Raw genomic sequence first — 21,573 nt, 5'->3', positions numbered from 1 at the left:
CCGCGCGCGTGCCGAAGCCACAACAGACAACTCATGCGCGGAGGCCGCGCATGACGAGTAAGCACTTGGTCATCATGGCGGCGGGCACGGGTGGGCACATCATTCCGGGGTTGGCTGTGGCGGAGGAGATGAAGCGCCGTGGCTGGAGCGTGAGCTGGATGGGCACCGAGCTGGGCATGGAGAACAAGCTGGTGCCGCCCACGGGCATCCCGCTTGACCGCCTCGCCTTTGCGGGCCTGCGTGGCAAGGGCTGGGTGCACACGGTCAAGGGTTTGTTCAAGCTTGTTCAGGCCTTTGTGCAGAGCCGGCAAGTGTTTGTGACTCGCAGCGCCGACGCGGTCCTGGGCATGGGCGGCTATGTTTGTTTCCCTGGTGGGCTGATGGCGCGCCTGATGCGCAAGCCCCTGGTGCTGGTGAATGCCGACGCGGCCATGCTGCTGAGCAACCGCAGCCTGGAGCGTTTTGCGCAGCGCATTGCATTTGGCTTTGACGGCGCCGCCGCCGCTTCGACCACCAAGGCCGTGGTGACCGGCAATCCGGTGCGTGCTGAGATTGAGGCGATGGATGCGCCAGAGCAGCGCTTCAGCGGTCGCAGCGGTCCCTTGCGGATTTTGGTGGTGGGCGGCTCATTGGGTGCGCGTGCCATCAATGAAGTCCTGCCCAAGGCATTGGCGCTTTGGCCCGTGGAGTCTCGGCCTTATGTTGTGCATCAAACTGGCCAGGCCAATCTGCATGCGGTGCAGGAAGGGTATCGCCATGCCGGCCTGGAATCGGGGTTTGAGCTGCTGCCCTTCATCGACAATATGGCCGCGCAGTTGGCCGAGGCTGACTTGATCATCTGCCGCGCTGGCGCCGTCACGGTGAGTGAGCTGTGTGCTGCAGGTTTGGCCAGCGTGCTGGTGCCCTTGGTGGTGAGTACAACCTCGCATCAGCGCGACAACGCGCGTTTCATGGCCCAGCATGCCGCGGCCATTCATATGCCGCAAGAAGAAATGAGTCCGCAGAATTTGTTTGATTTGTTGAAGAGCCAGGACCGAGAGTCCTTGTTGCAGATGGCGCAACGTGCCCGCAGTCTGGCGCGCCCACGGGCGGCCAGCCGCGTGGCTGATGAAATCGAGGCCCTGGCATGAAGCACGCGATCAAGCACATTCATTTCGTGGGTGTGGGCGGTGCGGGCATGAGCGGCATCGCTGAAATTTTGCACAACCTCGGCTACACCGTGTCGGGCTCAGACCAAAGCGACAGCGCCACCGCGCAGCGCTTGGCAGGCTTGGGTTTGTTGATTCAGGTGGGTCATGCGGCGGCGCATATCGCCGGTGCACAGGTGGTGGTGACCTCCACGGCCGTGAAGGCCGACAACCCCGAGGTGATCGCCGCACGCGCCCGGCAGATTCCGGTCGTGCCCCGTGCGGTCATGCTGGCTGAGTTGATGCGCTTGCGCAAAGGCATTGCCATCGCCGGTACGCACGGCAAGACCACCACCACTTCACTGGTCACAGCCGTGCTGACGCAAGCGGGCGTGGACCCGACTTTTGTCATCGGCGGCAAGCTGATGAGTGCGGGCGCCAATTCGGCACTCGGCTCGGGCGAGTACATCGTGGTGGAGGCCGATGAGTCGGATGCGTCCTTCCTGAATCTGTTGCCCATGCTGTCGGTGGTCACCAACATCGACGCTGACCACATGGAAACCTATGGGCACGACTTCGCCAAGCTGAAGGCCGCGTTCGTCGAGTTCTTGCACCGCATGCCTTTTTATGGCGCGGCGATTTTGTGTGGTGATGATGCCGGCGTGCGCTCCATCATGCCCTTGCTGTCACGGCCCGTGATCAGCTATGGCCTGGACGAAGGCAACCAAGTGCGGGCCACCCAAGTTGAAGCTCTGGCCGGTGGCCGCATGCGCTTCTCGGTTCAGCGATGTTTTGCAGGTGCTGAGGCTTTGCCGGAATTGCGCGTAACGCTTAATTTGGCCGGTATGCATAACGTCTTGAATGCACTGGCCGCGATCGCCGTCGCAACAGAGATTGAATTGCCCGATGCGGCGATTGTTAGCGCGCTCGAGAATTTTGGCGGCGTGGGTCGGCGGTTTCAGCGTTATGGCGAATTGCCGAGCGCCGACGGCGGCCATTTCAGCCTGATCGACGACTACGGCCATCATCCGGTGGAGATGGCTGCGGTGATCGCTGCGGCGCGGGGGGCCTTTCCCGGGCGCCGCCTGGTGCTGGCCTTTCAGCCGCATCGTTACACCCGTACTCGCGATTGCTTTGCGGATTTCGTCAAGGTGATGGGCCAAGCTGACGCGGTGTTGTTGACCGAGGTGTATTCGGCCGGCGAATCGCCCATTCAAGGGGCCGACGGCGCTGCCTTGATGCAGGCCTTGCAGGCCGAGGCCCAAGTGAGCGCGGCCTATGTGAACGAGGTGGGCGAGTTGCCACAGGCGATTGCCTCACAAGCACGCGACGGCGACGTGCTCATCGTGATGGGAGCGGGCTCCATTGGTGCGGTGCCTGCGGCCACGGTTGAATGGTTGAAGACAAACCCGGCGAACCCCGAGAAACCCACGAGCGAGGGCAAGGCCCCATGAAACTTGATTTGAATATTGACCCCAAGGCCCTGGGTAAAGTGGCTGTGCTGATGGGCGGCATGTCGGCGGAGCGCGAGGTGTCGTTGACCATGTCGGGCCCCGGCGTGCTCAAGGCCTTGCTGGACTCGGGCGTGGACGCCCATGCTTTTGACCCCGCAGAGCGTGAACTGGGTGAGTTGAAGCATGCCGGGTTTGATCGCTGCTTTATTGCCCTGCATGGCCGGGGTGGTGAAGATGGCACCGTGCAAGGCGCGTTGGAATTGCTGGGCATCCCCTACACCGGCTCCGGCGTGATGGCCTCCAGCATGGCCATGGACAAAATCACCACCAAGCGCTTGTGGCTGGCCGACGGCCTGCCCACCCCGCGTTACGTCAAGTTGAAGCGGGATGAAATCAGCCGCGAGCGCTGCATGACGATCCCTGACGAGCTTGGCCTGCCGATCTTCGTCAAGCCGCCGCACGAGGGTTCCACCATCGGCATCAGCAAAGTGATGGGCTATTCACAAATGCTGGATGCGGTCAATCTCGCCGCCCGTTACGACGATGAAATTCTTTGCGAGGAATTCATCGACGGGCCTGAATTGACCTGCCCCGTGTTGGGCGAGGGCGATACGGCGTTTGCCCTGCCCACAGTGCGCATCGAAGCGGCAGACGCCAACTACGACTATCAGAACAAGTACTTCACCGACACCACGCGCTACATCGTGGGCTCGCTGAGTGAGGCACAAGAGGCGGCCATCCAGGCCCTGGTGCTTGCCGCCTACCGCTCGCTGGGCTGCCGGGGTTGGGGCCGTGCCGACCTGATGCTGCGCAAGAGCGATGGCAAGCCCTATCTGTTGGAGATGAATACCTCGCCGGGCATGACCTCGCATTCCCTGGTGCCGATGTCCGCCAAAGCGGCCGGCATTTCGTATCCGCAACTGTGCCTGTGGCTGTTGTCGCAGGCCCGCCTGGACCACGTTTCGGCCCAGGCCTGAGCGATTTAGACACTGAACCATGCGCGCCGTCCGTTCGCCCACTCAACTGCCAGCCCAGCTGCCGCCAGACATTCGTCTGATGCAGGCGGTCACGGCCGTGCTGTTGGCGGCCTTGGTGCTGGGCGCTGCCGGCCTGGGTTTGCGCTGGGTCACGCGTTTGCCGATTTTTGCAATTCGGGCGATTCAGGTGGAAGGCGAGGTAACTCGCAACAGCGCGGCCTCATTGCGCGCTAACGCCCTGCCTCAACTCACCGGCAGTTTTTTGAGTATGAATCTGAAAAACGGGCGCCAAGCCTTTGAGGCTGTGCCTTGGGTGCGCAAAGCGGTGGTGCAACGGGTTTGGCCCAATCGCCTGCGCGTCAAGCTGGAAGAACACCGGCCGGCCGCATATTGGGAGGCTGGGGCTGACGATGCGGCCAGTGATTCGGGTGTCGACCGAAGTCTGGTGAACAGCTATGGCGAAGTGTTTCAGGCCAATCTGGGTGATGTCGAAGACGATGATTTGCCGGTTTTGGCGGGCCCCAAGGGCACCGCCACCGTGATGTTGCAGATGTGGCGCCAATTGCAGGCGCAAACCCAGGCCCTGGATGACAGTGTGGAGCGCCTGGATTTGTCCGGCCGAGGCTCTTGGCGCGTCACGCTCGAAAAAGGTGCGGTGCTGGAATTGGGCCGCGGGTCACCGGAGGAGGTGCTGGCCCGCTACGGCCAGTATGTTCGTACTGTCACCCAGGTGACGTCCCGGTACCAAGCACCAGTTTTGTCCGCCGATTTGCGTCATGCCGATGGGTTTGCGCTGCGTTTGCGTGGGGTATCCACCACGCGACCCGCCGCCGCCGCCGGTAAGGCCGCCCGTTGATTTGTGTCATAGCCCTCAGTGCTGCAGAGAAAAACCTAAGGAAAAGAAAACATGGCCAAGGAATACAAGGATTTGGTCGTCGGCCTGGATATCGGTACCGCCAAGATCATGGCGGTGGTGGCCGAGGTGTTGGGCAATGGCGAATTGCGGATTGCAGGCCTGGGTGTGGCCACTTCGCATGGCCTCAAACGCGGCGTGGTGGTGAATATTGACGCAACCGTCCAGTCTATCCAGCAGGCCTTGAAAGAGGCTGAAATGATGGCCGACTGCAAAATTTCCCGCGTATATACAGGCATTACAGGCAGCCATATTCGCGGCCAAAACTCCACTGGCATGGTGATTGTGCGTGACAAAGAGGTGACGCCAGTCGATGTGGCCCGTGTGGTGGAAACTGCCAAAGCCATCAATATTCCCAACGATCAGCGTTTGTTGCTGGTTGAACCACAGGAATTTGTCATCGATGGCCACGAGGTTAAAGAACCTATTGGCATGAGCGGCGGACGCCTTGAGGTCAAGGTGCATATTGTGACGGGCGCACAAAGCGCGGCAGAAAACATTGTGAAATGCGTGCGCCGATGTGGTCTTGAAGTGGATCAGCTGGTTTTAAATCCCAGTGCATCCAGCCATGCAGCATTGACCTCCGATGAACGCGACCTCGGTGTCGCCATTGTGGATATTGGTGCGGGTACGACGGACGTGGCGATATTCACTGGCGGCTCCATCCGTCATACCGCTGTAATACCAATTGCCGGTGATTTGATCACCAGCGATATTGCCATGGCGCTGCGCACCCCCACCAAGGATGCGGAAGAAATCAAGGTTGAGCACGGTGTGGCCAAGCAATTGCTGGCCGATCCAGCGGACCAGGTCGAGGTGCCAGGGCTGGGCGACCGTGCGCCGCGCATGTTGTCCAAGCAGGCTTTGGCAGGGGTGATCGAACCGCGGGTTGAAGAGATTTTCTCGCTGGTTCAGCAAGTGATTCGGGAAAGTGGTTACGAAGAATTGCTGTCGTCCGGAATCGTTTTGACAGGCGGCTCCTCCGTCATGCCGGGCATGATTGAGTTGGCGGAGGATATATTTCTCAAACCAGTCCGCCGTGGCAATCCGACTTATAGCGGGGCGCTCTTCGACATGGTTTCCAACCCGCGCTCGGCAACGGTTATGGGTTTGCTCGAAGAAGCCCGCATGTCGCGCACCCGGGGTTTGAAAGCAGCGCAACAAGCGGGCTCGATGAAGACCGCATTTGGCCGCGCAAAAGATTGGTTTCTCGGTAATTTCTGAAGCGCTGCGGCGCGAGTTTGGCGAGATCAGGGATTTTCAAAAATGAACTGTCGGAATTCAGCGGCAGAGCGTGAAAAAAGAGGGTCATCCCTGTGGTTTTTCACCGGTAATAACGGCACAATTGGTGCAGGAGGTTTCTTATGCCGATCGAAATGATTGAAGAGTTTGACCAAGGCACCCAGATCAAGGTGATCGGTGTAGGTGGTGGTGGTGGCAATGCAGTTGAGCACATGATTGCCCAGGGCGTTCAGGGCGTGGAGTTCATCTGCGCCAATACTGATGCTCAGGCGCTGAATCGCTCGAAGGCAGATCAACTCCTGCAGTTGGGGGTTTCCGGTCTCGGCGCCGGTGCCAAGCCCGAGAAGGGCCAAGAAGCTGCACTGGAAGCTGAAGCCCGCATTCGGGATGCCATTCAGGGCGCGCACATGCTGTTCATTACCGCCGGTATGGGTGGCGGTACCGGCACGGGTGCGGCGCCGGTGATTGCCCGGGTTGCCAAGGAAATGGGCATCCTGACGGTCGGCGTGGTGACCAAACCTTTTGAATTTGAAGGTAATCGGCGCACCAAGGCCGCCGATGCAGGCTTGGCCGAACTTGAAGCCAATGTCGACTCACTCATCGTGGTGCTGAATGACAAGTTGCTGGATGTGCTGGGCGACGACGTCACACAAGATCAGGCGTTTGCTCATGCCAACGATGTGTTGAAAAACGCGGTGGGCGGCATCTCCGACATTATTCATGTCCCCGGTCTGGTCAACGTCGACTTCGAAGACGTCAAGACCGTGATGGGCGAGCCTGGTAAAGCCATGATGGGTACGGCGCAAGCCAGTGGCCCGGACCGTGCTGTTAAGGCGGCCGAGGCGGCGGTGGCCTGCCCGCTGCTGGAAGGTATCGATCTGTCCGGCGCACGCGGCGTGCTGGTGCTGATTGCAGCCGGCAAGAACAATTTCAAGCTGAGCGAATCGCGCAACGCCATGAACGCCATCAAGCGCTATGCCGCCGATGAAGCGCATGTCATCTTCGGCACTGCCTATGACGAAAGCCTGGGCGATGCCCTGCGTGTGACCGTGATTGCAACCGGCCTGTCGTCACAACGTGCGCGCCAGGCGGCGCCGCTGCAGGTGGTGCAGTCGCAGGTTCAACTGCGCACCGGTACCGACAATATGCCGGTGCTGACGCAGGCGGTCAACATGGGCGCGGCCGGTGGTGCTGGGCACAGCGCGCACGGCGGCGTCAGTCAGTCGCCCGCCTTGGGTGGCGGCAATGACTTTGCCGGCATGAGCGTGCCCAGCGTGTGGCGCCACGGCCGTACGGCCGCCGCCAAGGTGGAGGCCCTGTCCTCCAACGGCATGGACGAAATTGAAATCCCGGCTTTCCTGCGCAAGCAGGCCGATTGATCAGCTTGATCGGTTGATCGAAGCGCGCTGAAGCAGATCGACCGCCGGTCAAGCTCTGGCCAAGACAGCCTCCGAAGCCCGGCGCGTGATCGTCATCACGCGCCGGGCTTGTTTTTTTTACCTTATCGCTGGTTCAGCGTTGTGACCAGCCCGACGGCCAGCCAAGGCGAGCAGATGCTGTGGCATGCTTCGCCTCCAGGTGAGGTTTGACGCGCACGAAGAAAGATGACGTTGAGTTGCGTTTCCTGAGCGCGGCTCAAATTGTTCGATACATTGACGGTGCGGGTATCGATCCGCGGTTTGCGCGCCTCGCAAACCTGTGATGAAGGCAAAGCTCCGTGACCGTCACAAGCGCTGACGGTGCTTTGTGGATTTGTTAGGACCACCATGTTCTCGTGTGCTTTGTCGAATGCCTGATACCGCGCTGCCCGGTTTTTCTGCCCGTGTGACCGCACCAGTCCGTGTACTGAAATCTCTGGTTTTGGCCGCACTGCCTGGTGGCTTGTCCTGTGGATTGGGGCTGTCTAGATGGCTGTCGGGGGCCATGCTGGTGCTTGGGACACTTGCCTTGCCGCAGGTGCACGCCCAGGGTCTGACCACGCCGGGCGTGGCTCCAGTACCGTCGGGCCAACACATGCGCTCGGCGGAGTTGGCGTTGAGCCAATGGTCGGGTGACGATTTGAATGAATGGTGGGCCGCCTTGCGCGCCATGGATGGCAGCCCCGGCAGTTTGCCGGCGCATTTGCAGCCGCCGACCGCACCGGCCAACTGGAAGCCCGTTCAACTGCCCGATACCCGCAGCCGTGATGTGGGCAGCCATTTCAATGCCGACAAGCTCTACCAGATGCGCTGGTACCGCTTTCGCTTTGATTCTGACCAGGGCTTCTGGCCCACCAGCATGGCCTTGTACATCCCGCGGCTGGTCACCATGGCCGCCGCAGTGCTGGTGCATACCGATGAAGGCTGGCGGCCTGTGTTCGACAACCAGGCGGGCGCCCGTGAGCAGTGGGTGCGACCGTTGTGGGTGGTGTTTCCTGCGGCGCTCACGGAGCTGAGCCGAGACCAATCGCTGGAAATTGTGCTGGCGGTGCCCGTGCTCAATGACAATTTTTATGCGGTGTCATCCGTCTGGTTGGGGCCGCGAGAAGACCTGGAGCCGCGCTACCGCCGGCGCTGGGCCTTGCAGATTGGCGTGCCTCAGGCCACTGGCCTGACTTTGGTGGTGTTGGGTTTGTTTTCGATGTCCTTGTGGGTCAAGCGACGAGATGACTCCGCCTATCTCTTGTTCGCACTGGCGGCCGTGGGTTGGTTGCTGCGCAATCTGCATTACCACGTGGACCTGCCTCGCACTCGCTTGGGCCTGGAATGGTTTTGGTGGTTGACGCACGCCTCCATGTCTTGGGTCATGGTGTTGACCTTCTTGTTCGTGCTGCGGTTTTCGAGAAGGCAGTTTCCGCGCTTCGAGAAGGGATTGATTTCGTTCGTCGTGCTCGGCAGCCTGATGACCCTGCCTCTGTGGCGGGGCATGTTCGACGCACTGGTCGCCCAGCATGCGGTCAACGCGGTGGTTGGGGCGGTGTGCACCCTGTTTGTGGCGGTGATCGCCTTCAATGAGCGCCGCTACGGCTTGCGCATTATTGCGGTGAGCATGTTCCTGAGTTTGCTGCTGGGCATCCACGACTTGGTCATGCTGGCGGGCTGGACGTGGCAGGAGCACATCTACGTCATGCCCTTTGCCACGCTCATGATGGTCGCCAGCTTTTTGTACGCGGTGCAAAACCGTTATGTGGGCGCGTTGTTCGAGGTGGCTTTGCTGAATGAAAACCTGGCCCAGCGCCTGGACGCGCAAAGTCGCGAGTTGCAGGCCCAGCACGACCGTTTGCGGGAGGCGGAGCGTCAGCAGGCTCTGCTGCTGGAGCGCCAGCGGCTGATGCAAGACATGCATGACGGATTGGGTTCGTCCCTGCTGTCCGCCATGGTGGCGGTGGAGCAAGGCACCATGGGCCAGGATCGGGTGGTAGAAGTGCTGCGTGAATGCGTGGACGATCTGCGCTTGGTCATCGACTCCCTGGAGCCCATTGGCCATGACCTGGTGTCACTCCTTGCGACCATGCGCTACCGGCTCGGCAAGCGTTTGCAGGCGGGCGGGCTGCATCTCGAGTGGGACGTTCAAGACCTGCCTCCGCTCACCTGGCTGGAGCCACCCGACGCCTTGCATGTGCTGCGCCTGATGCAGGAGGCCCTGACCAATGTGATCAAGCACGCCAATGCGGGCCGGGTGCGCCTGGTGACGCGCCATCACAGCAGTTATGTGGAAATACGGGTGGAAGACGACGGCACCGGCTTTGATGTCGAGAACGCGCCGCGGGGCCGGGGCCTCAAGAGCCAGCAACGGCGTGCGCAGCGCCTGGGCGGTTCGGTGCGGATTGAATCCAGCCCGGGCCAGGGCACGCGCTTGAGCCTGCGCCTGCCTGTGCATCGCCCAGAGCCCCCAGACAAGCACAGTTAAGGGTTTTCACGGAAAATCGCCAGCATGCTGCAACAAAGAACACTCAAGAGTCTGACCCGCGCCGTGGGCGTAGGCATCCACAGCGGGCAACGGGTTGAAATGACGCTGCGCCCGGCGGCACCGGACACCGGGATCGTGTTTCGGCGGATAGATCTCAACACCCCGGTTGACATTCCGGTGCGTGCTGACACCGTGTGCGACACCCGCATGGCCACCACCGTCAGCCCCGGCGGCGACCCGGGCGCGCCCAAGGTGCAGACCATTGAGCACTTGCTCTCCGCCTGCGCGGGCCTGGGGCTGGACAATCTCTACGTCGACATCAACGCAGACGAAGTGCCCGTGCTGGATGGCTCCGCCGCAAGTTTTGTCTACCTGCTCCAAAGCGCCGGCATCGAGCAGCAGAATGCGCCCAAGAAATTCCTGCGCGTCAAAAAAACCGTGGAAGTGCGGCAAGGCGAGGGCAAGCGCCTGATGTGGGCGCGCCTGGCGCCGCATCATGGGTACACGCTGAGCTTCGAGATCGAGTTTGACAACCCGGCGGTTTCTGCAACGGGCCAGCAGTATGTGTTCGATATGGGGTCGGGCCAATACAAGCGTGAAATCGCCCGCGCCCGCACCTTTGGCATGACCAGCGATATCGAGGTCATGCGCTCTCGCGGCTTGACGCTGGGTGGTTCGATGGACAATGCCATCGTGGTCGACGACTACCGCGTGCTCAATGCCGATGGCCTGCGCTACGACGACGAGTTCGTCAAACACAAGATTCTCGACGCGATCGGCGACATGCAGGTGGTGGGCCACCCGCTGCTGGCAGCCTACACCTCGTTCAAGGGCGGGCACGCACTCAACAACAAACTGCTGCGCGCCCTGCTGGCGGACGAAACCGCCTATGAAATCGTCACCTTTGAAGACGAAGCGCAGGCGCCGGCCGGCTTCGCTCAGTTGGCGCCGGCCTGGTAACTGATCACCGCGAATGAGTAGCGCGCCATGATGTTGTTTCGACTGGTGGTTGGCTTGCTGCTGTTTGCAGGCGTGATCTGTTTCGCCCTGTACATCGGCACCCAGCAGGTGGTGTGGCGCCAGCGCGGCTTGCTGATCGTCAAATGGACCGTCTTGGCCGGCCTCGCGTTTTTCGCTGTGTTGATCCTCGAGCGGCTGGCGATGCTGTTGTAGGGGCATGGCACGAGGCGGGCAGCTGGCGGCGCCCGCCGGTGCGCGCTCAATCGCTGAGATCCTGCAACTGCACCAACCGCTGGTAGATGCCGCCTTCGCGCGCCATCAACTCTTCATGCCGGCCGCGCTCCGCCAGATGCCCGTGGTTGAGCACAATGATCTGGTCGGCCGCCCGGATGGTGGAGAGTCGGTGCGCAATGGCCAACACCGTCACCTGGCCGTGCAGCGCGGTCAAGGCCTCGCTGATGACGCGCTCAGTGGCGCTGTCGATGCTGGAGGTGGCTTCATCCAGAAACAAGATCCGGGGCTTGCCCGCCAAGGCGCGTGCCATCGCGATCAACTGCTTCTGCCCCGTGGAGACCCGGGCGCCGCCTTCGCCCAGCAGCGTGTCCCAGCCTTGCGGCAAGGCGTCGAGAAACTCGGCAATACGGGCGGCTTCGGCGGCGGCGCGCAAATCGGCCTCGCTGATGTTGCGGCCCATTGCGATATTTTCACGTGCTGTGGCGGCCATCAGATAGGGTTCTTGCGGCACCAATCCCACGGCTTGTCGGAAGCGGTCATCGGGGATGCTGGCCAGCGCTTGGCCGTCAATCTCGATGCGGCCCAATTGCGGCGTGTAAAACCGCAGCAACAAAGACAAGAGCGTGGACTTGCCGCTGCCCGTATGGCCGACGATGCCCACAAAATCACCCGCAGCGATGTCGAGATTGAGTTCGTGCAGCACCGGGCGCTCGGGCGCGTAGCCAAAGCTCAGTTGCCCGATGGCAATGCGGCCGTGCTGAATGTCGCGGCCGTTTTGCCCTTGCGGCACCGGCGCCATTTCCTGCAGCAGGCTGCGCACTCGTGCGGCGGCCACCATGGATTGCTGCAACTGGCCGAATTGCATCGTGATCTGAATCAGGGGTTCCACCACGCGGGCGATGTAGCTCAAAAAGGCGTAGAGCAGGCCCACCTCCAGCCCCGATAAATCGCGCCGGCCGAAGCCATAGATCACGGTCACCAGCAGCAAAACATTCAGCAAGTCCAGCGCCGGCCGCAGCAGCCAGGCATTGGCTTTGAGCTCATCAATGCGGGCGGACCAGTGGGCCTTGTTGGTGTGCTCAAAGCGCGCCCCAAACCGGGCGGCCGCGCCCGCCGCCTGCAGCATCGCCATGCCGGCCATGCTCTCGGCCATCTGCGCGTTGATCTCGCTGCGCAGCTGGCGCGCGCGCGCCACGGCCGGCGCACTCAGGCGCTGATATAGCAAGATGATCACCAGCATGGCGGGGATCAGGGTGGCGACGATCAGCATCAGGTGCCAGTCCAGCCAAGCCATCGCGATCAAGGAGCCGAGCACCACGATGCTGGAGTCCAGCATCACGTACAGCACTTGGCGGTACAGCGTGTTCACGGCTTCACTGTCGTTGGTGACGCGGCTGACCAACTGCCCCGTGATGGCCCGGTCAAAAAAGGCCATGGGCAAAGCCAGCACGTGCGCATACACCCGCTCGCGCAGGCGCAGCACCGAGCGCTGTGCCACGCCGGCCATGCGGCTGAGCTGGGCGTAGCGAATCCAGCTGGCAGACCACCCGCACACCAGCAGTGCGGCGAGCAGTTGGGCCATGGCCATGACGTCGAACTGGCGCGGTAGCAAATGGTTATCGATGAAGCGCTTGCCGAGAATCGGTCCCAAGGCCTCCAGGCCCGCGGCCACCAGCAGCCATGCCACGCCGCGGCGCAGTTGCTGCTTTTCAGGGGAGGCTGATTCAAGCAGCAGGCCCACCGAGGCCCAGGGCCGCTCTTTGCCGGTGAGTTGTTCAGGCGTCTGCATCGAGGCTGGCCTCCAGTTGTTGATAACGCCATTGACTGGCGTACCAGGCGCCAGCGGCCAATAGCGCCGCGTGGCTTCCTTGCTCAGTGATGCGACCGTCGCGCAGAACGATGATGTGATCGGCCTCCATCACCGCGCTGAGCCGGTGGCTGTTGATGATTACGCTGCATTCCGGGCGGGTCTCGCGCAAGGCTCGCAGATGCTGCAGGATTTGTGTCTCCGTGCCGGTGTCCACGGCAGACAAGGCGTCGTCCAGCAGCAAGATCTGGGCGTTCGAGAGCAGGGCGCGCGCAATGGCCACCCGCTGGCGCTGGCCGCCGGACAGGGTCACGCCGCGCTCACCCACCTCGGTGTCATAGCCCTTGGGCAGCAGGCGAATGTCGTCATGCACGGCGGCCATACGGGCCACTTGCTCAATCTCTGCGCGGCTGGCCGCAGGGCGCGCCAGCGCGATGTTCTCCGCGATGGAGGCTGAAAACAAAAAGGGCTCCTGGGGCACCCAGGCCATGCCCTCGCGCAGGCTTTGCAGCGTCAATTCAGGCAGGGTGCAATGCACAGCGCCCCCGCTGACAAGGATGCGCCCGAGCGCCGGTTCATACTGCCTGAGCAACAGCCGCAGCAGGGTGGACTTGCCCGCGCCGGTGGGGCCAACAACGCCCAGCGTGCTGCCCGGCGGCAGTTGCAGGGAGATGTTTTCCAACGCTTTTCGACCCGCCTCCGGGTAGCTGAAATGCAGTTGCTCGACGCTCAACCGAGCCCGCGCCGGCAAGGGCAGTCGGCCCGTGTCTTGCAAGGTGAGCGGTGCGGACAACACCGGCTGAAGGCGGTCCCAGGCAGCACGCCCGCGCTCGAGCAACGACAGCACCCAGCCGGCGGCAAACATCGGCCAGATCAGTTGCCCCAGGTACATGGTGAAGGAGGTCAGTTGGCCGATGCTCAACTCCCGCCGCGCCACCAGCACGCCGCCCAGGCCGAGCGCGATCACAGTGGCCGCGCTGAGCGTCATGCCCACCGCAGGTTCGTAGGCGGCCTCCCACTTTTGCGCACGGTAGCTTGACTCCGCCGCTCCTTCCGCCAGTTGATGGAACTGCAGGGTGTTGTGCTGCACCAGCCCCAAGGCGCGCAGCGTGCGCACGCTGGCCAGCCCCTCCTGCACATGCTGGTTGAGGCTTGAGAAGCGATGGAGCGAGCTCTGCCAAGCCTGATGCACCTGCTCGGAGATGCGCCAAAACGCCAGCGCCATGAAGGGGAAGGGCAGCAGGGCGGCCAGGCCCAGGCGCCAGTCCACGCCCACCGTCATCATCAGCAGCACGAGAATCAGCGTGAGCGACCCGTCAAACGCGGCCAACAAAGCTTCACCGGCCGCCATTTCAACCGCGTCGACATCGTTGGTGGCCAAGGCCATTAAATCACCCGTGCGCTTGGCCTGAAAAAAGGCCGGGCCCTGCAAGGTGAGTCGCGCATAAAGCTGCGTGCGCAACTGCTGGCCCAACTGATAGGCTGCAGCAAACAAGGCCAGGCGCCAGCCCACACGCAGCAGATAAATCAGTACGCCCGCCAGCACCAGCCAACCCAATTGCTGCTGCAGTGCCGAGCCCTGCAGCGTGCCCGCCACCATGCCGTCCACCACATGGCCCACCTGACGCGGAATCCAGGTGGTGGTGAAAGCGATGCAGGCCAGCATCAGAGCGGCAGCGCTATAGGGGCGCCAATGGCTGCGCACAAAAGTGGCCAGCATTCGGGTCAGGGTCATGGGGACTTTCAGCGTTATGTTGCGCTATGCCACGGGATGCTGCGTTGTGTCGCTTTGTGCGTGGGCGAAGAGGCGGTAGGGCCGCATTCTAGGCATCTACCCATGTCAACCGGGGGGGGCAATACGTCGCCCGCAGATCGGCGAGCCTGTTAGGCTTCCATGGCGACTCCCCCGGACGTCGCTTTCAGCATTCAGTGATCAAGGAGGTCTATGTTGGAGCCCGCACCTCGGTACACGGTTCTGGTGGTGGATGACACCCCTGAAAATCTGCTTCTGTATTCTCATATTCTCAAAAAAACCTACCAGGTCAAGGTGGCGCCCCATGGTGAAAAAGCCCTGGCGATTGTTCAGGCCACGCTGCCTGACTTGATTCTGCTGGACGTGCTCATGCCGGGCATGGACGGCTACGAGGTCTATCGGCGCCTGAAGGCCGACCCGCGCACGGCAGCCGTCCCGGTGATTTTTCTCACCGCGCGGGTGGAGTCCGAGGCCCTGGCCCATGCCCGGGCCGCGGGCATCAGCGTGGGCGCGGCAGACATGCTGATCAAACCTGTGGATTCCCAAGTGCTGCTGGCGCGGATTGCTGCGGGTTTGTCGGCGGCAACCGCCACCCCAGGGGCGCCCGGGCGCTGAAACTTCAATAAGTACGGCTGCCCTTGAACTGGGCATGCTGGCGGCGTTGCAGCGTCGTGCTGCGGCTCATTGCCTCGAATGAGACGCTGGCGTGCGCGTGCATGATGGCCAGCCCCAAGGCATCGGCGGCGTCTTTACCGGGCTCGCCGGGCAGGCTCAACAGGCGTTGCACCATCAACTGCACTTGTTCTTTTTTGGCGTGGCCGTGGCCGACCACGGCTTTTTTCATCTGCAAGGCGGTGTATTCGGACACCGTCAGATCACAAGACACCAGCGCGGTGATGGCGGCACCGCGGGCCTGCCCCAGCAGCAGCGTGGACTGCGGGTTGACGTTGACAAAGACGATCTCTACCGCTGCGCATTGCGGTTGATAGCGGGCGGTGACCTCGCGCACCCCGTCGAAGATGATCTTGAGGCGACCGGGCAAATCGCCTGTGGCGATGGTGTTGGTCTTGATCGTGCCGCTGGCCACATAGCTCAGGCGCGGGCCGTCTGCCTCGATGACGCCAAAGCCGGTGGTCTGCAAACCAGGATCGATACCGAGAATACGCATGGAGGGTCAGTGGCGCCAAGTGCGCTAAGTTTCGTTAACGTGCGTTAGCGCGTGAGTTGAACGGAGGCTGTGATTCTGAATGACAGCACACGCTCAGCGTGCCGCCTTGAAATACCAACGCGCCAGATGGAAAAACACCGGCGCCGAAAAGCACAACACGGCCATGCGGTCCAACAAGCCGATGGCACCGGTGATCGAACTGCGGTTGCCCCAGTAGCGCACGCCTGCGTCGCGCTTGAGGGCTTCCATCACCAAGCTGCCGAAGCTGCCCGCACCCGCGGCGATGGCCGCCATGGCCATGGCCTGCCAGGCCTTGAATGGGGTGATCCAGAACAGCGCCAGGCCCACCAGCGCGGCGCACCCCACGCCTGCCCACCACGCCCGCATGGAAAAGTCGCGGTCCACGTGCCGCGCCACGGGCCGGCGGCGCAACCGCCGGCTTGCCCAGTGCTCGGCCAGCTGCCCGCCGCTCACCACCATCACCAGGAAGAAGAGTAAAAATGCCCCGCGCCCTTGGTAGCCCGCAAAATCTAGGAGGATCAGCGCCGGGGCGTGTGAAAGCCCGTACACGCAGACCATGATGCCCCATTGAATCTTGGCGTTACGCTCCAAAAAATCATGCGGGTCATCCGCCATCGCGCTGACCACCGGAATGGCCAAAAAGCTGTACACCGGAATCATCACTGTGAAGAGGTCAAACTCGCGCAGACCCACCGTGAGGTACTGCAGCGGCAGCAGCACGAAAAACGCCAGCAGCAAGCTCCGGTGATCGCCCCTGCGGGTGTGCAGCAGGGTGACGAACTCTCTGAACGCCAGAAACGACAGCACGCCGAACAGCAGCGTCGCACCGACCGGCCCGGAGATCCAGGCCGCCCAAAAGATGCTGGCGCCCAGCCACAAGATGCGCATTTCATGGCGCCAGTGGTGCTGGCGGGCCCGCCCGGGGATGGCGTCGGGATCGGCAGGTACGTCCTGCAAACTCTCGCGCCGCAAGCTCATCAAAACGCGCAGGCAACTGGCCAAGGCAAGCATGCCGAACAAAGCAACAAACAGCAGGGCGGTTTGCTCGTGGCTATTGAGTTGCAACAGCCAGTTCATGGGCGCTCCCCACCGGGGCGTTGCGCCAGCACCGCCGCACGCGCACGGGCCAGAAATTCACGCTTGTCTTCGCCCGGCTGCAGCGCCATGGGCGCGCCAAAGGTGACAGTGCACAGGATGGGCACGGGCACCACTTCACCCTTGGGCATCACGCGTTGCACGTTGTCAATCCAGGTCGGGATCAGCTTCACCTGCGGAAACTGCTCGGCCAAGTGGTACAGCCCCGCTTTGAAGGCCTGTGGCTCACCCAGGTTGGAGCGCGTGCCTTCCGGAAAAATCACCAGCGAGTCGCCCGCGCTCAGTGCATCGGCCAGGGGCTCCAGAGGGTCTTCGTCCGGCGTGGCTCGGGTGCGACTGACGTAAATGGCGTTGAACACGGCGGTTGTGATCCAGGTTTTCAGCGGGCTGCTGGTCCAGTAATCGCGCGCGGCAATGGGTCGGGTCTGGGCACGCATTTCGCCGGGCAGGGCGGCCCAGATCAACACCCAGTCGAAATGGCTTTGGTGGTTGGCGAAGTAGATACGCTGCTCGGCCATCGGCGGGCAGCCTTTCCAGTGGCCTTGGGCGCCCGTGATCAGGCGAGCAAGGCCGGCCAGCAGCAGACCGGTGAAATTGGCAAGGGACATGATGAGGATGGTAGCGGGAAGGTGGGGCGACGGGGCAGCACTGACGCTGATCATTGCGCCGCACGGGTTGGCGGCCACCTTCGGGCTGCGTGCAGCCCGCGAAGCACCCGCAACAAATCGCCCGCTATGTCGTCAATCAGAATGTTGTTGTGATGCGCAACCAACTCGCGTGTGCTCGCCACCTGGCCCGGCCGACCCAAGCCGGGGTGGTCGATCAAAAGGGCCGCGTTTCAGCGCGTTGTGCTGCAAACTCGGCCTCAACATCCTCGCCCAAGACCAAGCGGCCCGCATGGGCCGAATCAAGACCGTCTTGCACTTGGCGGCGAAACCATGCTTCGTTATGTGCACTGTACTGCGGGGGGGGGGGGCGGGGGTGTTTGCTTGTTCAAGCCAACTGCACGTCCTTGTCGCTCAGCCGCTTGGCCAAGCCCGTAGCCAGGCGGTTGCTCAAGGTGTAGACGCTGACCTGTGGATTGGCGCCGATGCTGGTGGGGAACAACGAGCCGTCGTGAATCGACAGGTTCTTCAACTGCCAATGTTGGCCGTCGGGCCGCACCACGCCGCGGCTGGCATCCACGCCGAGCGGGCAGCCTCCCATCACGTGCGCGCTGCCCACCACCGTCACAAAGGGCTTGTAGGGCAATTGCTGGATGGCGGCCTTGGCCTCGCTCCACGAGCGATAGTCCGCCGCCATTTCATGGGCGGGCCGCACTGTGGTGGCGCCTGCCGCAAACTGCAATTCAGCCATTGTCAGGTGTGCGCGGCGTACGCCGTCCAGCAAGTAGTCGCTCAAGGTGTAAGACAGGGCCGCGCTGCCGTCCGACTTGAGGCTGACCGTGCCGCCTGGCGAGGCCTCATGAAAGCCGTCACGCATCAACGCGATGCCCACCTGGGTGTGCGGCAGCACCTTGGCGCGCTCGGCCAAGGCGGCACCCATGCCGCCGAGGTTGGTCAGCGCGAAGGCGGGGTGCACCGGCGCGGTTTCCAGCTTGTAGCCCACCGGCCCGTCAATGGGGTGCTCACGCAGGAATTGATCCGAGAAGATGCTCATCGGCGCACCCGCCCAGCCCTTTACCGGCTCGGGCAGCACGGCGCTGCTGGCGGCGGTGGGGTGCAAAAAGGTGCGTTTGCCCAGCAGCTTGTGCGGGTCGGGCGCGGCGGAGCGCATCAACAAGGCCGGCGAGTTGATGGCCCCCCCTGACAGCACGAAATGGCGCGCCGTGATGCGCTGCACCGAGCCGTTAGCAGCCCCGTTGAGCAGCACGGGTTGGCAGATCAAGGCCTTGATTTCATCGCCTTGCAGCTCAAAACGTTCCGCCCGCGTTTGCACCAGCAAGGTGGCTCCCATGTCCAGCGCGGCCGGCACGGTGGTCACCAACATCGATTGCTTGGCATTGGTGGGGCAGCCCAGGCCGCAGGAGCCCAGGTTCCAGCAGCCTTTGACATTGCGGTGCATCTTCAAGGCCTCGACGCCAATCTTCAGTGCACCGCGCCGCAGCACCTCGTTGTTGCCATTGGGCTCGCCTTGCCACTCGCCGATGTTCAGGCGCCGTTCGACTTGGTCAAACCAGGGCGCCAGGGCTGCGGGGTTGAAGTCCGACAGGCCCAGGCGCTGCACCCAATAGTCCAGCGTGGTTTCCGGCGTGCGAAAGGCCCCCGCCCAGTTGACCGTGGTGGAGCCACCCACGCAGCGGCCTTGCAGCACGCCCATGGTTTGTTCAGTGTTCTTGCGGCCGGCGGCTTCTTGGTAAAGCTGCCGGTAGGCGTCCGCTTCAAGTTGGCGGAAGTCGCTGCTGGAGCGCAGCGGGCCTTCCTCCACAATGATCAGCTTGAGCCCGGCTTTGGCCAGCAATTCAGCCGTGATGCCTGCACCCGCGCCGCTGCCGATGATGAGCACGTCGCAATCCATGTCCACCGGTGCGGTGCGCAGGGCGCCGTTTACTTCGGTGCCGAACACCTGCCAGCCACGGGCCAGGCCCTCTTTGATGGGGTCGATGATGGGGTTGCTCATGCGAGAGTCCGTGGTCCTGGGTAGCCGGTCTGAGGCCAGTTGCTGGCGTCGGCGAAGAAGACGATGCTGTTGAGGTCACGCAGCGCCCGGTAGATTTGCTGGCGGGTGTCCAGGCTGGAAACGCTCATCGCTTGAAGTGCGGTTTTCACCTCGTCCACGGTGGCGCTGTCCCAGTCAGACTTCAAACCCATCAGGCTGAGGCGGCCCGCGCCGCTGGACAACAGCCCCAGCACCTGCGAGAGCTGATCGCGCACGCCCGCCGGAAAGTCAGCGATATTGGCCTCCAACTGTGCTAACTGTTGGTCCACGCGGGACTCTCTGGCCACTGTGCCTTCGGGCCAGAGGCCATCCAACACGGCCAAGCTGACTTTGCGCATCAAGGTGCGTGCGCCGGGGCTCAGCTTGCCATCAGCCCAGCCGGGCCGCAGCAGGGCCACGCCGGCGCCGGCCAGCCCGAGCAGCACGGTTGCCCCCAATCCGAGTTGTAGCCATCGGCGTCGATTCATGGGCGCGGTCTCCTTTATGGTTTTGAGCTTGTGGCTTGCCGCGCAAGGCTAACCGCAGCTTGCCCCGGCGCCAAGCGTGTAGGCCCTGGGATAGAGCGGAGTCCCTAGTACTAGTGAGCTGTCGCCAGGGTGAGCAGAAACCCCAGCGCTCATACGGCAAGGCCGCCCATGTCAAGATGCGCGCATGACTACCCTCGGCGCCAACGGCCTAACGGCCCCCCTCATGTCTCCCGCCACGGCCATCGCCTTTGACAACAGCTACGCCCGCGAGTTGGAGGGGCTTTACACGGCAAGCCCCTTGCAGCCGGTGCCGGCAGCCAAGCTACTCAAACTCAACCTGGCTTTGGCTGAAGAGTTGGGCCTAGACACAGCCTCTCTCATGGCGTCTGCCGGCGTACAGATGTTGGCGGCGGCCCAGGCGCCCCAGGGGGCTGCACCTTTGGCACAAGCCTATGCGGGCCATCAATTTGGTGGTTTTTCCCCGCAGTTGGGCGACGGCCGGGCGCTGTTGCTGGGTGAGGTGATTGATCGGCATGGGCACCGCCGCGACATCGCCTTCAAAGGCTCAGGTCGCACCGCGTATTCACGCGGGGGTGACGGCAAGGCTGCGTTGGGGCCTGTGCTGCGCGAATATCTCATGGGCGAAGCCATGCATGCGTTGGGCGTGCCCACCACGCGCGCCCTGGCTGTTGTCGGCACGGGCGAGTGGGTGCGGCGCGAGCGGCCTCTGCCGGGCGCGGTGCTCACGCGTGTGGCGGCCAGCCATGTACGTGTGGGGACGTTTCAGTACTTCGCCGCACGGGGCGAGCACGAGAAGCTACAACGCCTGCTCAACCATGTGATCGCCCGACACGACCCTGCCTTGCGCGATCACCCGCTGCCCGCGCTAGGCCTGCTGCAGGCGGTGGCCGAGCGCCAGGCCGCCTTGATCGCCCGTTGGATGCATCTGGGCTTTATCCACGGCGTGATGAACACCGACAACATGACCGTGTCCGGTGAAACGATTGATTACGGCCCTTGCGCTTTCATGGAGCGTTATGACCCCGCAATGGTGTTCAGCTCCATCGACCACGGTGGCCGCTATGCCTATGCCAATCAACCCTTGATCGCCCGTTGGAACCTCGCCCGCCTGGCCGAGAGCTTGCTGCCGCTGATGGGCGCCGACGCGGATGTAGCCGTAGCCCAGGCTGTCGCGGTCATTGACGCGTTTCCGGCGCGTTATGAGCACCATTGGCTGGCTGGCGCCCGCGCCAAGCTGGGTTTGCAAGACGCGCAGGTTGATGACTTGGCCCTGGCGCACGACTGGCTGCAATTGCTGCACACCCAGGGGGCTGACTTCACGCTGGCCTGGCGCCGTTTGGCGGATGTTGCGGAGGCCTTTGATCGGGCAGGCGCCTCGCATGCATTCTCCGCAGATGCCACTGTGCCCCTGCAAGCCTTGCTGGCCGACCCCGGCGCCGCGCAGCCTTGGCTGGCGCGCTGGTGGCAACGCCTGCAGTCGGCGCAAGGCCCTGCCGGCACGCCAGCGGCCCGGGCCGCCGCCATGCGGCAGGTCAGCCCGATCTACATCCCACGCAACGCACGGGTAGAAGAGGCGCTGACCGCTGCCAGCGAGGCGAGCGACTACTCCCCCTTCGAGCAATTGCTGGCGGCCGTGTGCCAACCCTTTGAAGAGCACGCGGACCGGGTACGCTTGGCCGAACCTGCCGCGCAGAGCTTCAACGACAGCTACCAGACGTTCTGCGGGACCTGAGCAGGGCCGCCGATACAATCGCCGCCATTGCAGCGCGCCTGCAGCGACCCAGCCGA

General features: G+C 62.8%; 18 protein-coding genes. 11 read left to right on the top strand and 7 right to left on the bottom strand.

The annotated features are described in order from the left end of the window. The first annotated feature begins 50 nt into the window (after nt 1-50). The 9 genes from murG to PRZ01_RS02840 all read left to right on the top strand — a co-directional run bounded on the left by murG (nt 51) and on the right by PRZ01_RS02840 (nt 10,774). Nucleotides 51-1,130, top strand: a complete 1,080-nt coding sequence (gene murG, locus PRZ01_RS02880) for an undecaprenyldiphospho-muramoylpentapeptide beta-N-acetylglucosaminyltransferase (RefSeq protein WP_273595250.1) — start codon at nt 51-53, stop codon at nt 1,128-1,130. Further along, nucleotides 1,127-2,581 carry a UDP-N-acetylmuramate--L-alanine ligase gene (gene murC, locus PRZ01_RS02875; RefSeq protein ID WP_273595249.1) on the top strand — a complete coding sequence of 485 codons (1,455 nt, stop codon included), beginning with the start codon at nt 1,127-1,129 and terminating at the stop codon, nt 2,579-2,581. The genes murG and murC overlap by 4 nt, the downstream gene beginning before the upstream one ends. Beyond that, the gene (locus PRZ01_RS02870; RefSeq protein WP_273595248.1) at nt 2,578-3,558 is read left to right on the top strand and encodes a D-alanine--D-alanine ligase; all 981 of its coding nucleotides are present in this window, start codon (nt 2,578-2,580) and stop codon (nt 3,556-3,558) included. Before murC ends, PRZ01_RS02870 begins: the two co-directional genes overlap by 4 nt. A gap of 19 nt (nt 3,559-3,577) precedes the next feature. Then, nucleotides 3,578-4,414: a cell division protein FtsQ/DivIB gene (locus tag PRZ01_RS02865; RefSeq protein WP_273595247.1), complete on the top strand. Its 837-nt coding sequence runs from the start codon at nt 3,578-3,580 to the stop codon at nt 4,412-4,414. A 51-nt stretch (nt 4,415-4,465) separates the two neighbouring features. Then, nucleotides 4,466-5,695, top strand: a complete 1,230-nt coding sequence (ftsA, locus tag PRZ01_RS02860) for a cell division protein FtsA (protein WP_273595246.1) — start codon at nt 4,466-4,468, stop codon at nt 5,693-5,695. Nucleotides 5,696-5,835: 140 nt separating this feature from the next. Next, nucleotides 5,836-7,092, top strand: coding sequence for a cell division protein FtsZ (gene ftsZ / locus PRZ01_RS02855; RefSeq protein WP_273595245.1), 1,257 nt, complete (start codon nt 5,836-5,838; stop codon nt 7,090-7,092). Nucleotides 7,093-7,501: 409 nt separating this feature from the next. Then, nucleotides 7,502-9,601: a sensor histidine kinase gene (locus PRZ01_RS02850; protein WP_273595244.1), complete on the top strand. Its 2,100-nt coding sequence runs from the start codon at nt 7,502-7,504 to the stop codon at nt 9,599-9,601. Nucleotides 9,602-9,625: 24 nt separating this feature from the next. Then, nucleotides 9,626-10,561 carry a UDP-3-O-acyl-N-acetylglucosamine deacetylase gene (gene lpxC, locus PRZ01_RS02845; RefSeq protein WP_273595243.1) on the top strand — a complete coding sequence of 312 codons (936 nt, stop codon included), beginning with the start codon at nt 9,626-9,628 and terminating at the stop codon, nt 10,559-10,561. A gap of 27 nt (nt 10,562-10,588) precedes the next feature. Further along, on the top strand, nt 10,589-10,774 hold the full coding sequence (locus PRZ01_RS02840) for a hypothetical protein (RefSeq protein WP_273595242.1): 186 nt from the start codon (nt 10,589-10,591) through the stop codon (nt 10,772-10,774). A 46-nt stretch (nt 10,775-10,820) separates the two neighbouring features. On the opposite strand, the gene PRZ01_RS02835 is transcribed toward PRZ01_RS02840, so the two are convergent. Both PRZ01_RS02835 and PRZ01_RS02830 read right to left on the bottom strand, forming a co-directional pair. Further along, nucleotides 10,821-12,584 carry an ABC transporter ATP-binding protein gene (locus tag PRZ01_RS02835; RefSeq protein WP_273595241.1) on the bottom strand — a complete coding sequence of 588 codons (1,764 nt, stop codon included), beginning with the start codon at nt 12,582-12,584 and terminating at the stop codon, nt 10,821-10,823. Then, a complete protein-coding gene (locus PRZ01_RS02830) occupies nt 12,571-14,337 on the bottom strand; it encodes an ABC transporter ATP-binding protein (protein ID WP_273595240.1) in 1,767 nt (588 codons plus the stop codon). The genes PRZ01_RS02835 and PRZ01_RS02830 overlap by 14 nt, the downstream gene beginning before the upstream one ends. Nucleotides 14,338-14,547: 210 nt before the next feature. Here PRZ01_RS02830 and PRZ01_RS02825 point away from each other — a divergent pair, with 210 nt between their 5' ends. Further along, nucleotides 14,548-14,970 carry a response regulator gene (locus PRZ01_RS02825; protein WP_273595239.1) on the top strand — a complete coding sequence of 141 codons (423 nt, stop codon included), beginning with the start codon at nt 14,548-14,550 and terminating at the stop codon, nt 14,968-14,970. 4 nt (nt 14,971-14,974) lie between these two features. Here PRZ01_RS02825 and ruvC read toward each other — a convergent pair whose 3' ends face one another. The 5 genes from ruvC to PRZ01_RS02800 all read right to left on the bottom strand — a co-directional run bounded on the left by ruvC (nt 14,975) and on the right by PRZ01_RS02800 (nt 19,764). Further along, the gene (ruvC, locus tag PRZ01_RS02820; RefSeq protein ID WP_273595238.1) at nt 14,975-15,523 is read right to left on the bottom strand and encodes a crossover junction endodeoxyribonuclease RuvC; all 549 of its coding nucleotides are present in this window, start codon (nt 15,521-15,523) and stop codon (nt 14,975-14,977) included. 93 nt (nt 15,524-15,616) lie between these two features. After that, nucleotides 15,617-16,621, bottom strand: coding sequence for a phosphatidate cytidylyltransferase (locus tag PRZ01_RS02815; RefSeq protein WP_273595237.1), 1,005 nt, complete (start codon nt 16,619-16,621; stop codon nt 15,617-15,619). After that, complete coding sequence (locus PRZ01_RS02810; protein ID WP_273595236.1) at nt 16,618-17,247, bottom strand: lysophospholipid acyltransferase family protein; 630 nt, start codon at nt 17,245-17,247, stop codon at nt 16,618-16,620. The genes PRZ01_RS02815 and PRZ01_RS02810 overlap by 4 nt, the downstream gene beginning before the upstream one ends. 385 nt (nt 17,248-17,632) lie before the next feature. Continuing rightward, complete coding sequence (locus PRZ01_RS02805) at nt 17,633-19,258, bottom strand: GMC family oxidoreductase (RefSeq protein WP_273595235.1); 1,626 nt, start codon at nt 19,256-19,258, stop codon at nt 17,633-17,635. Beyond that, complete coding sequence (locus PRZ01_RS02800) at nt 19,255-19,764, bottom strand: hypothetical protein (protein ID WP_273595234.1); 510 nt, start codon at nt 19,762-19,764, stop codon at nt 19,255-19,257. The genes PRZ01_RS02805 and PRZ01_RS02800 overlap by 4 nt, the downstream gene beginning before the upstream one ends. Nucleotides 19,765-19,948: 184 nt before the next feature. On the opposite strand from PRZ01_RS02800, the gene PRZ01_RS02795 reads away from it, so the two are divergent. Beyond that, on the top strand, nt 19,949-21,517 hold the full coding sequence (locus PRZ01_RS02795; protein ID WP_273595233.1) for a protein adenylyltransferase SelO: 1,569 nt from the start codon (nt 19,949-19,951) through the stop codon (nt 21,515-21,517). The last annotated feature ends 56 nt before the right edge of the window (nt 21,518-21,573 follow it).

It is taken from the genome of Roseateles koreensis (assembly GCF_028595305.1).
In the GTDB taxonomy this organism is placed as follows: domain Bacteria; phylum Pseudomonadota; class Gammaproteobacteria; order Burkholderiales; family Burkholderiaceae_C; genus Paucibacter_A; species Paucibacter_A koreensis.
The sequence above is the reverse complement of the archived record's forward strand: the minus strand, read 5'-3'. Positions and strand labels throughout refer to the sequence as shown.